The organism is Odoribacter sp. N15.MGS-14 (assembly GCF_000980245.1).
Lineage (GTDB): Bacteria > Bacteroidota > Bacteroidia > Bacteroidales > Marinifilaceae > Odoribacter > Odoribacter splanchnicus.
In genome coordinates this window covers 19,411-31,897 of the sequence record NZ_LARE01000038.1, presented here as the reverse complement: position 1 = coordinate 31,897, position 12,487 = coordinate 19,411, and the positions used below count along the sequence as shown (strand labels likewise).

9 protein-coding genes are annotated in these 12,487 nt (G+C 43.9%); 8 read left to right on the top strand and 1 reads right to left on the bottom strand.

The window, feature by feature from the left end; all coding sequences use genetic code 11:
- The 8 genes from WS34_RS09400 to WS34_RS09365 all read left to right on the top strand — a co-directional run.
- Positions 1-1,242 (top strand): DUF4270 family protein (locus WS34_RS09400; protein ID WP_046404437.1); only part of this gene is annotated, 1,242 nt, incomplete at its 5' end.
- A 30-nt stretch (positions 1,243-1,272) separates the two neighbouring features.
- Positions 1,273-2,532, top strand: a complete 1,260-nt coding sequence (bamG, locus tag WS34_RS09395; protein WP_229098333.1) for a BamG family beta-barrel-assembly machinery protein — start codon at positions 1,273-1,275, stop codon at positions 2,530-2,532.
- 93 nt (positions 2,533-2,625) lie between these two features.
- A complete protein-coding gene (locus WS34_RS09390) occupies positions 2,626-3,720 on the top strand; it encodes a TlpA disulfide reductase family protein (protein ID WP_087394374.1) in 1,095 nt (364 codons plus the stop codon).
- Between the two features lie 105 nt (positions 3,721-3,825).
- Positions 3,826-6,831: a serine hydrolase domain-containing protein gene (locus WS34_RS09385; RefSeq protein ID WP_022161223.1), complete on the top strand. Its 3,006-nt coding sequence runs from the start codon at positions 3,826-3,828 to the stop codon at positions 6,829-6,831.
- 152 nt (positions 6,832-6,983) lie between these two features.
- A complete protein-coding gene (locus tag WS34_RS09380; RefSeq protein WP_022161222.1) occupies positions 6,984-7,676 on the top strand; it encodes a succinate dehydrogenase cytochrome b subunit in 693 nt (230 codons plus the stop codon).
- An 82-nt stretch (positions 7,677-7,758) separates the two neighbouring features.
- Positions 7,759-9,699, top strand: coding sequence for a fumarate reductase/succinate dehydrogenase flavoprotein subunit (locus WS34_RS09375; RefSeq protein ID WP_022161221.1), 1,941 nt, complete (start codon positions 7,759-7,761; stop codon positions 9,697-9,699).
- 75 nt (positions 9,700-9,774) lie between these two features.
- A complete protein-coding gene (locus WS34_RS09370) occupies positions 9,775-10,536 on the top strand; it encodes a succinate dehydrogenase/fumarate reductase iron-sulfur subunit (protein ID WP_013613382.1) in 762 nt (253 codons plus the stop codon).
- 75 nt (positions 10,537-10,611) lie between these two features.
- Positions 10,612-11,403: an alpha/beta fold hydrolase gene (locus tag WS34_RS09365; protein WP_022161220.1), complete on the top strand. Its 792-nt coding sequence runs from the start codon at positions 10,612-10,614 to the stop codon at positions 11,401-11,403.
- Positions 11,404-11,419: 16 nt separating this feature from the next.
- On the opposite strand, the gene WS34_RS09360 is transcribed toward WS34_RS09365, so the two are convergent.
- Entirely contained in the window at positions 11,420-12,487 is a 1,068-nt protein-coding gene (locus WS34_RS09360) for a hypothetical protein (protein WP_022161219.1), read from the bottom strand.

Genomic DNA, 12,487 nt, shown 5'->3' with positions numbered 1-12,487 from the left:
GATTTGATTAATAATGGAAATCATATTGAAGTACAAACCACCTTGTTGAAGGAAACAGGCACGATAAAAATAGACTCCTTTATCACCTCCAGCGGAAGATACGGTTCGGCCATTACGGAAATGTTCATGGGCCGCTATGAAGATCAATATAGTGGTGTCACGACGGCATCCCCCTGTTTTCAGATCGTTCCGGTTTCCCAACCGTCTATCAATTTCCGGTATTTGCTGGATTCGGTCACCTTCCATTTCAAAGTAGGGAAAAATATTTGGGGAGATACAACAGAAACAGCTACTCCTCAAACACTTTCACTTTATCGTTTGGCCCGCTTGCCGGAATTCAGGACAGACCAAAACGACTACTTTTATAACCGGGATTCTATTCCATGGGGAGATAAATTGGCAACAGTCAGTTTTATTCCCAAAAGGATGATTATGAATCAGGTATATTTCAAACTCGAGAAGGATACGCTGACCGAAGGAATGTTTGCTATGATGCAAAACGACGATCCTATTTTCAGGCCGAACAGCAATAGTGAGATCAGCTATTATAAATTTATCAATTACTTTAAAGGTCTGGCTATTCAAAGTGGAAAAGACAATAATTGTTTGTTAAGCCTGGAAATGATCCCGGACAGCCTGTATATGCGGTTTCATTATCATAATGCAGACCAAAAGTATACTTACGATTTGAAGCTATTGAGTCAGAGAAATGAATACCAATATTTTAATGTAAAAAATATACCTTCGACAACTTATGGTTTCGAAGCTCTGACTGAACAGACAAAAGAAGTGAAATTCACAGAACATGACATGGCTATCGTTCAAGGGCTTAGTGGATACATGGTAAAAATGGTCCTTCCGGAACCCGATGTTCAATCGACTTATAAAACCGTGGTAAAAGCTGAAATTGAAATAAAACCCCGGGTATGGGCTTCGCCGGAAATTGCTTATCCATCAACGATCAGTGTTTATTATACGAACAAGATTAATGAAATAAAAGGTGTGGCTTATAACAGTACCAATAATCCCATTACCGGGAAATATGTAAAAACTGAAAATAATGAAGAAGACAGGTATATTTTCGACATTACCGATTATTACCAAACAATTTCCCGGTATTCCGACTCCAAGGATGTCAGACAGCTGTTATTGACCATACCTAATTTAACTTCTTCTTTTAATCGTATGATTATAAAAGACGTGCCTGTATTGAGGGTATATTATGCAAGTTATAAAGACTAAACAAGAATCATTCTCCGATATCGAACAATTATGAAAAGAATATTCCTTATAACGTTTTTGTCTATATTCATTTTTAAGGTGTACGGACAGGATAACATCGGAACCCCATACTCTGTATATGGAATCGGTTTACAGACAGAAAATGCCGGTCCTTACAACGCTATGGGTGGAGTTGCGGCAGCTATGCGCGACAACGGCAATATCAATTATCTGAATCCGGCATCTTATACGGCCCTGGATACAACCCGGCTCTATTTCCAATTCGGTGTCACGGGCGAGTATGCCCATTTGTCTACCTACAAAGAAAATGCAAGTTACCGGGTGGCACAAAACACGGCATTCAACATAGCGTTCCGTCTCCATAAAAACATGTATATGTCTCTGGGATTCACAGAAAAATCGGATATCGGCTACGACCTGTCTTATACAAACGTGATCCCTGGAAGTTCGGATTCTTACTTCCAACAAAATATTCAGGGAGAAGGCGGACTGAATGACGTTTACCTTGGATTAGGCTGGAGATATAAAAACTTATCGATCGGTTTGAACACGTCTTTAATTTTCGGTAAGATCGAAAAACGTCAAACCCTGACCACGATGATCGAAGGTAGTAAAATTATCAAAACCAGTGAAAACAATCGTATTCACGATGTTTTGTTTACCCCCGGCATCCAATATACTTTGAATCTGTCTCCCAAATCCATTCTGACATTGGGATCGGCTTTCAATTTTACACAAAAACTAAGGTCCAAAACCGATTATATGGCTTATAGCGTCAATTCCAGTACTAACACAACCGAGATGCTCAACGATCTGACTTTAAAGCGGGGATATATCAAATATCCATTCCGTATTTTGAGCGGATTCGATTTCAGATACAACCGGAAATGGGATATTGCCGGAGACTATACGTTCCAAAAGATGTCTGTTTATGAAGAGTTCGGTAAAAATCAGGAACTGAAAGATTACCATAAAGCAGCCTTAGGGTTGTCCTGGACACCGGAACGGCTGGGACGTTATTGGTGGCAGCGCAACAGTTATATGTTAGGAGGCTATTTTATTCATTCCGGCATCGATGTCAAAAATGTAGATATCAATACTTACGCCATCACCTTCGGTTCTCAAATTCCTTTTTACACGGCCCGTAACGGAATCCTTCTCCTTGGCGTGGCATTCGATCTGGGCATCCGTGGAACAGAACAAAACGGTTTGATTCAGGAAAAATTTGCAAAGGTCCGTATTAATGTCGGCTTCAATGAATTCTGGTTTATGAAGCGAAAGATTAACTAAACATTAACATGACAAGACGATGCCCGAAGCATCGTTTTGTTATTTTTATCCCTATCTTTGTATTTGTTAATTTTTATCACAAACTCTAAAATCATGAAGAAAAGTTTATTATCTTTAGCTGTTATAGCCGTATCACTATCAGCCTGTGACACAACACCGAAATACAATATCAACGGGACTATCACAGGAGGCGAAGCGAATAACGTCTATTTATTACAACGTCAGGGACGTACGATCGACACACTGGCCAAAGCTCCTGTAGCCGAAGGTAAATTCAAACTGACAGGTAGCGTTGCCGGGCTGACCCCAGCTTTTATCGCCGTTGAAGGACAACGGGGACAGAATCTCATTTTTGTAGAGAATGCCGATTTTACTGCAAACTTAAATCTGGAAAATCCGACAGCTACCAAAATCGAAGGGACTGCCACCCAAGGAATAGCCAATCAGTATACCGCAATCTCAAACGAAATGGGTAAAATGGCTAATGAGCTGAACCAAAGTTACAGGACTGCCTACCAGGAAAAGAATGAAGCTAAAATGAAAGAATTGCAGGAGCAGTACGAGAACTTGATGAAAGATTATGAAGCTAAAGAAGATGCTATAAACAAAGCGAATGCAGACAGCTATGTCGCTGCTTATTTTTTAGCCGGCAAACTCTACGAATATGATTATGAAAAACTAGTCGAAAAATTCAATACCCTGGGTGAAAATGCCAAAGCAACAGAACCGGGAAAAACAATCGCCGACAGAATCCAAAAATTATCTGCAGTAGCTGTTGGCCAGGTTGCTCCTGATTTTACTTTGAATACTCCCGACGGAAAACCGCTGTCTATGCACTCTATCAAAGGTAAAGTAAAAGTGATCGATTTCTGGGCATCCTGGTGTGGCCCTTGCCGTGGAGAAAATCCCAACGTAGTGAAAATGTATGAGAAATTCCATCCGAAAGGACTCGAAATTCTGAGTGTATCTCTGGATGAGGATAAAGATGCCTGGTTGAAAGCGATCGAAGATGATAAATTGACCTGGAATCACGTTTCCGACTTGAAAGGATGGCAAAATGCAGCTGCACAACTTTATTGTGTAAATGGAATTCCTCACTTGGTTGTATTGGACGAAAACAATGTTATTGTTGCCAAAGATTTGAGAGGAGAAGAATTACAAAATAAAGTAGCTGAATTGTTGAAATAATTTAACATTCATTAGCATACAACAGAGGGTATCGTCAACACGGTACCCTCTGTTTTTTCGTACATTTGCGGGAATATTTCTAGTTAGCAAGTACGCATTCCGGATATGAAAGAAAAAATCATTTTACTGTTTATAGGTCTTCTGGTATTTCAGGGGAGTTATTCCCAACCGGCCGAAGCATCCCGGCATTCCTGGGCCGATTCGGTCCTCCACCAAATGAGTCTGGATGAAAAAATAGGCCAACTCTTCATGATTGCGGCCTACAGCAACAAGAACGAAAATTACGAAAACGAACTGGAAAAACAAATCCGGCAATATCACGTCGGAGGGCTCATTTTTTTTCAGGGGAAACCGACTCAGCAAGTCAAACTAACCAACCGGTATCAAAAAGCAGCGAAATATCCTTTAATGATCGGGATGGATGCGGAACACGGAGTAGGCTGGCGCCTGGAAACTGCGATGGAATTCCCCAAAATGCTGACCAACGGGGCTATCCGGAAAGATAGTCTGATTTATGCTTTGGGAGCAACTATCGCCCGGCATTGCCAGGAACTAGGGGTTCACGTAAACTTCGCCCCGGTAGTAGATATCAATAGCAATCCCCGGAACCCGATCATCGGAATGCGTTCTTTCGGCGAAGACCCGGAGGAGGTTACCCAAAAAGCGATCTTATATGCTTATGGCTCTTTGAGTCAAAACGTGCTTCCCGTCATCAAACACTTTCCGGGGCATGGAGATACCGATACCGATTCTCACCATACCCTGCCTGTCATCCCACATTCCCGCCAACGCCTCGACTCTGTCGAACTCTATCCTTACCAGCATCTGATCGAAGCCGGCATTCCGGCGGTTATGGTCTCCCATCTGGCGGTTAAATCGATAGATTCGACAGGCATTCCGGCTTCTCTCTCCAGCCCGGTCATTCAGGAATTGTTACGCCGGGATCTGAACTTCTCCGGCCTGTGCTTCACCGATGCCATGAATATGAAGGGGGTAACCCAAAATTCCCAGCCCGGCGAAGCAGAAGTAAAAGCGCTGCTAGCAGGTAACGACATGCTCCTTTTTCCGGCCAATCTGGGAAAAGCAGTGGAAGCGATCAAAAAAGCCCTGGCCGATAGCCTGTTGGACGAGCGAACGATCGATGAAAAATGCCGGAAGATACTGGAAGCAAAGCAAAAATATGTATTACCGAATGTTTATCCGGCCGAAACCCCGGGTCTATGGTCACGTCTCAACTCTCCTACCGACATAGCTCTGAAGCAACAACTTTACCAGGCAGCCATCACCCTGATTAAAAATACAGACTCTTTACTTCCCCTCAAACGCCTGGATACCCTCCGTATCGCCAGTCTGAATTTCGGAGCCAGAGCAGTAAACAATTTTCAAACGACACTGGAACGTTATACTCAAGTCACTCACTTCGTAGCAAACAAAAAATTATCGGACGAAGAACTCCGGAATTTGCAAAAAAAGCTCCAACCGTTTAATTGTATCATTATTTATAATAATCTGAGTACGAATTCGGCTCAAAAAGATTTCGGTTATTCGCCGGTCTTAGATACCCTGATCCGGCAGCAAACCGGCAAGCGAATCATTTTATGCCATCCGGGCATCCCATACGGTCTCGCTTCCTACGCTTCCCTCCCGACCGATGCTTTATTGCTCAGCTACGAAAATCATCTTTATGCCCAACAGTATGCGGCACAAGCCATTTTCGGAGGCATAGCCATGACTGCCCGGCTCCCGGTTTGTGTAAATCCGGATTATCCGGCCGGTACAGGTATTCAAACGCCCAAAACCAGACTGAGTTATACCAGTCCGGAGATGTGCCGCCTGGATTCTGAAAAATTAGCCAAAATCGACTCCATCTGCCAACTGGCGGTCCAGGCACATGCCACCCCCGGCTGTCAGGTGCTGATTGCCAAAGACGGTAATATCTTTTACAATAAGGCCTTCGGTCATCATACCTACAAACAAACGACTCCCAACAAAACATCCGACATTTACGATTTGGCCTCCGTAACCAAAATCACAGCCACCCTACCGGCCATAATCAAACTGTACGATTCCCGGAAAATCAATTTGGCGGCTCCGTTGTCGGACTATTATCCTCCATTAAAAGAGACCGATAAAAAAGACATCACCGTACAGGAAGTACTATGCCACAATGCAGGTTTGAAAACCTTTCTGCCTTTATTTACGGATGCTATCGATCCGAAATCGCTCCCCGGACCTTTATTTACCAGCAAACGGACAGCGCACAACACCACCCGCCTGAAAGACAGGTTATATGTAAATCTCAATTATCGGTTTAAAGACAGCACGGTCTCCAATTCCCCGAAACCGGGCTATAAATACATGGAACCCGGACTTTATATGTTCCCGGCCTACCAGGACACGATCCGGTCCTGTATACTTCATTCACCGCTAAATCCTAAAAAAGAATATGCCTACAGCGATTTGGGGTTTATTCTTCTGAAATTCGCAGTGGAACATGTAACTGAAAAATCGTTAGACCAATACTGTCAGGAAGAATTTTATCGGAAATTAGGTATGCACCATACCGATTTTCTTGCTCACAAACGCCTGAATAAAAATAATCTGGTTCCTTCGTGTGTCGATAAACTTTACCGCAAAACGGAACTCAAGGGCTATGTACACGACCCTGTCGCAGCGCTGCTCGGTGGCATTGCAGGACATGCCGGTCTCTTTTCAACAGCAGAAGACCTGGCCAAAATGATGCAATTGTATCTGAACGGAGGAACCTATGGAGGAGAATATTATTTTTCACCCGAAACGATGGTCACCTTCAGCTGTAAAAACAATCTGTTTCCTAAAAACCGCAGAGGCCTGGGTTTCGACAAACCCGAACCGGATCAAACCAAGATCAATCCGGTCAGTAAGTGTCTCCCTTTGACCAGCTTCGGACATACCGGTTTCACGGGGATTATGGCCTGGTGCGATCCGGATAACAAGCTGTTATACCTATTTTTATCCAACCGGACTTATCCCGACGAATTTAACACAAAATTATCTGAAATGAATATACGGACCCAAATACAGGATATTATATATCAGGCTTTGGAAGAAAGTAAAATCAGGTACAATTAGTTTTCAAAGTATTTCAGCCCCCGTTTTTATTACAGAAAAAATTCCGAATTTAGAATCATTCTAATGTATTAAAATAGGGTAAAGTTAAAGAAAAAGGATACTTTTGCAGGATTAAAGGGTATTAAACCAGTTATTAATAAATAAAACAAATTATGAGCAATTTTTTGACCTCTTCGATCGGAAAAAAAGTCATCATGAGTTTATCGGGACTTTTTCTGATTTCGTTTCTTTGCGTCCACCTGGCGCTAAATTTATTGTTGATTTTTGATAATAGCGGGGCCTTATTCAATCAGGGAGCTCATTTTATGGCTACGAACCCGATTATCAAAATTATTGAACCCATCCTGGCTATCGGGTTTATCATTCACATCATTTGGGCTTCTGTACTGACTCTTCAGAATCAGAAAGCGCGTCCGGTGAAATATGCCCTGAGAAACCAGAGTCAAAATGCCACCTGGGCTTCCCGCAACATGTACATTCTGGGAGCAATGGTGTTGATCTTTCTGGTGATCCACCTGTATAATTTCTGGTGGAACATTAAATTCCCGTCTTTGGGAACTCCGTTGGCAGCCATTACAGTCGGAGGTGTTGAAATGGAAGATACTTACACATTGGTTTCCAGCTTATTCGAATCAAGCATTGTATACTGTTTGATTTATATTCTGGGAGCCGTTTTAGTAGGATTACATATCACTCACGGTTTCTGGTCTGCTTTCCAAACTATCGGTTTCTCAAATGATATCTGGAGAAAGCGTCTGGAATGTTTAGCTTATTTCTTTGCAATTGTATTTGCAGTAGGCTTCAGCATTATTCCACTGTATTTCATCGCAGGACTGGGAAACTAATTATTTATGATCGATGATTGATAAATTCGGTTTTATCAATCTAAAGTCTGGAATCAAAATTTAAAATTTAAATCAATTTATTATGTCAGTAATAGATGCTAAAATACCTGCCGGACCGTTGAAAGACAAATGGTCAGCTCACAAAGCTCATATTGGTGTTGTCAGCCCGGCAAACAAAAAGAAACTGGATGTTATCATTGTAGGTACCGGACTAGCCGGAGGTTCTGCAGCTGCCAGCTTAGCCGAATTAGGATACAATGTAACCGCTTTCTGTTATCAGGATTCTCCCCGTCGTGCACACTCTATCGCCGCACAGGGAGGTATCAACGCAGCCAAAAACTATCCCAACGATAACGACTCTGTATTCCGTTTGTTCTACGAAACCATCAAAGGCGGTGACTATCGTGCCCGGGAAGCCAATGTATATCGTTTGGCAGAAGTAAGCAACTCCATTATCGACCAATGCGTAGCTCAAGGTGTTCCTTTTGCCCGTGAATACGGCGGATTACTGGCCAACCGTTCTTTCGGTGGAGCTTTGGTAAGCCGTACGTTCTATGCCCGTGGCCAAACCGGACAGCAATTGTTGCTGGGATGTTACGGAGCCATGAACCGTCAGATTCAGGCCGGTAAAGTAAAAATGTACAACCGCCACGAAGTGCTGGATATCGTGATCGTCGACGGTAAAGCACGCGGAGTAATCGCCCGGGATCTCGTTACCGGAAAAATCGAGCGTTTCGGAGCCCATGCCGTAGTGTTGGCTACCGGAGGTTATGGCAATGTATTCTTCCTGTCTACCAATGCGATGGGATGTAACGGTAGTGCAGCCTGGCAAGCTTACAAACGTGGTGCTATGTTCGGGAACCCCTGCTTCGTGCAAATTCACCCGACTTGTATTCCTGTACACGGAGACCAGCAGAGTAAGCTGACCCTGATGTCCGAATCGTTACGTAACGACGGCCGGGTATGGGTACCGAAAAAAATCGAAGATGCTAAAAAATTACAGGCAGGCACTTTAAATCCGAACGATATACCCGATGAAGACCGGGATTTCTATCTGGAACGCCGTTATCCGGCATTCGGGAATCTGGTACCCCGTGACGTCGCTTCACGTGCTGCTAAAGAAAGATGCGATGCCGGATTCGGAGTCAACAATACAGGTAAAGCCGTATTCCTGGACTTTAAATATGCTATCGCACAATTAGGCCGGGATACTATTGAAAAACGATATGGTAACCTGTTCCAGATGTACGAAAAAATCACCGCTGTGGATCCTTACAACAATCCGATGATGATCTATCCGGCTATCCACTATTCTATGGGCGGACTTTGGGTAGATTACAACTTGATGACTACGATTCCCGGATTGTACGCTATCGGCGAATGTAACTTCTCTGATCACGGGGCAAACCGTTTAGGGGCCTCTGCCTTGATGCAGGGATTGGCTGACGGTTATTTCATTCTGCCGTATACCATCGGCGACTATCTGGCCAAAGAAATCCAGACTCCGAAAATCAATACCAATACCAAGGAATTCGACGAAGCTGAAAAACATGTCACCGACCGTCTGCGTCGTTTGTATGACATCAAAGGAACGAAATCTCCGGATCATTTCCATAAAGAACTGGGACACATCATGTGGGAATACATCGGTATGGCCCGTGAAGCTGCCGGTTTGAAGAAAGCCATCGAACTGATCGCCGAATTGAAAAAAGATTTCTATAAAAATCTGCGCATAACCGGTGAATTTACAGCGATGAACAACGAATTGGAAAAAGCAGCCCGTGTCGCCGACTTTATAGAACTCGCCGACCTGATGGCTCACGATGCTCTCGATCGGAATGAATCTTGCGGCGGACACTTACGGGTAGAATCGATGACCGCAGAAGGTGAAGCCAAACGGGATGACGAACATTTTAAATATGTTTCTGTATGGGAATACAAAGGTGAAGATAAAGCACCGGAACTCCATAAAGAAGAATTAGTGTTCGAAAACATCCAACTTACTCAACGTTCTTATAAATAAATAATTTACGATTTGTGATTTACGGTTCAGGCTTATACCCCGATCGTAAATCCGAAATCAAAAATAATATTGGTTATGGCAGATAAAATATTAAAAGAACTGACTCTGAAGATCTGGCGGCAAAAAGACGCTAAATCAAAAGGCGAGTTTAAAACATATAAAGTTCACAATATTTCTACCGGCACTTCATTTCTGGAAATGCTCGATATTCTCAACGAACAGCTGGTAGAACAAAACGAAGAACCGGTAGCATTCGATCATGACTGTCGTGAAGGTATTTGCGGTACTTGTAGTCTGTTCGTCGACGGCCGTGCTCACGGACCGGACGATGATGTGACTACCTGTCAATTGCACATGCGCCGTTTCGAAGACGGAGCCACGATAACGATCGAACCCTGGCGTTGCGGTGCTTTCCCGGTAATCAAAGACCTGATCGTCGACCGGAAAGCTTATGACAAGATTCTGCAAGCCGGAGGTTATGTTTCTGTCAGCACCGGTGGAGTTCCTGATGCCAATGCAATTCCAATTGCAAACGACAAAGCGGAAGAAGCGATGGACGCAGCAGCCTGTATCGGATGCGGTGCCTGTGCGGCTACCTGTAAAAACTCTTCAGCTATGCTGTTCGTGGCAGCAAAAGTTTCTCAGTTAGCTTTATTGCCACAGGGAAAAATTGAAGCTGCCCGCCGGGCTAAAGCCATGGTGGCTAAAATGGACGAACTCGGATTCGGAAACTGTACCAACACCGGCGCTTGTGAAATGGAATGTCCGAAAAGTATTTCCATCGCTCATATAGCACGCCTGAACCGCGAATTCCTGAAAGCAAAACTGAAAGACTAATATACATTGTCTTTATTTGGAAAAAATGCTATCTTTCGGGGTAGCATTTTTTTATCGGTAAACCCAAAGCCTGATATGCAACTCTTCTATCGTGAAAAAGGTATCAATACGCATCCGCCCCTCATCATCCTTCACGGCCTATGGGGAGCTTCGGACAATTGGCTGCCCGTAGCCGATCTATTGAGCCACCGGTTCCATGTCATCCTGCCCGACCTGAGAAATCACGGCTGTTCTCCGCATTCTTCATTATTCGATTACACCATTTTGAGCCAGGATACGGAGGAATTGATCGGGCGACTGAATTTACCCCAAAGGCCTTTTCTGGCGGGACATTCCCTAGGAGGCAAGACATTGATGCATTTAGTATTGAAACGTCCGGAAATCGTCGAAAAAGCGGCAATCATAGATATCTGCCCGCAAGCCTATACTTTAGACAGGCAGACTATGCACCGAAGCCTGTCGGAATATATCCTGACTACCCCGCTTCAAAATTTCCACCGACGTCAGGAAATACATCGAGCGGTCCGGGAATATTTTTCTACAGAAGAGGAAGTTCAGATTTTGCTAAAAAATATCCGAAAAACTCCTCAGGGATACGAATGGAAGGTTAATGCGAAAGCGATCCGGGAAAATCTATCTTCTCTGTTGGATTGGAATATACCCGATATCCGGTCTCCTTATCAGGCTGAAATTCTATTTATAAAAGCCGAACATTCGGACTATTTACCGGAAAAAATAACCGAAGCCACCCGATATTATTTCCCGAAGGCCCGGCAAAAGACAATTCCGGAAGCAACTCACCGGATACACGTAGACCAGCCTCTTCGGCTGGCCCACACTCTATCCGATTATTTCCTCGCTCCCTGATGTTTCACCTGCGCTTTTATTCCCAAAGGAATCCTCTGGAAAAATAGGTGACAGCTTGCAAATTAGCAGAGCTATATTCATCATTGATCACATCCACGCCGGGTTCGAACATCAAGGCAGTCAACCGCACCTGATAACTCTCGCCTTTGATCAGTTCGCCGATCCGGTTTACCTCGCCGGAAGTAGTCGTATTGATCGTCATTCCGGTACTCGTAGCCGGTTGAATCCGGCTGACAAAATAAGGTTGTGTCAAATCCATTTTCTTTGAGAAGATTTCCACCCGATAATAAATATCGGGGTTCTGGTATGAATTCCAGGAAACCTTCAAAGCCCCGGTTCCCAGTTCGGTAATCGCCTCCAATCCACTTTCACTCAAAGTACGCTGAGGCAGATTCTGACTATAGATGGTATCCTGTAACTTCAGTTGTGTATTTTTTCCTATCCGCAAATAGAAACGCACTTCCCGTTTCTCTCCGCCGAAATCGACATAATCACCGCTCTGGGGTTGTCTCTCACTCCAAAAATACCCGTGATTTTCCACCGGGATAGATTTCCCGTCGGCAGGAATCAAAGCCACCTCTTTCACATTTTTATTTCCCCGCACATCGACTCCGATATACGTTTTAAACTGATTCCCGTCCGTATATTCGTTTACTAAAAAAGCGTCGGCAGTTAGTTCGCCCAGATACCCGGGATCAGTCGTATATTTCCGTTCTCCTTGCGCATTCACAATAGTCTGAATATAATCCGGTCCACTCCGCTGCACATTCCAAACTATAGAGTCCCCATCGTCCAGATCCATCGTAATCTGATTATCTCCACCTGTCCAGGTACCGATAGCATGTACCCTCCGTCCGCCGAATTCCATCATCTTTAAAACACCTCCCTTTTCAAAGCGGATCACTTCCAATAAATCGGACTGTCCCATCCCGTATTTATCCCCCAACCAGGCATTGTAATACCAATACTTTCCTGTCAATTCGGACATATTCATGATCGTATCGTCTTTTCCATCATCATCGCTACAAGCATACAATACACAAGCCCATCCGACTCCTAACAGTAATTTTCCCCATTTCATCAT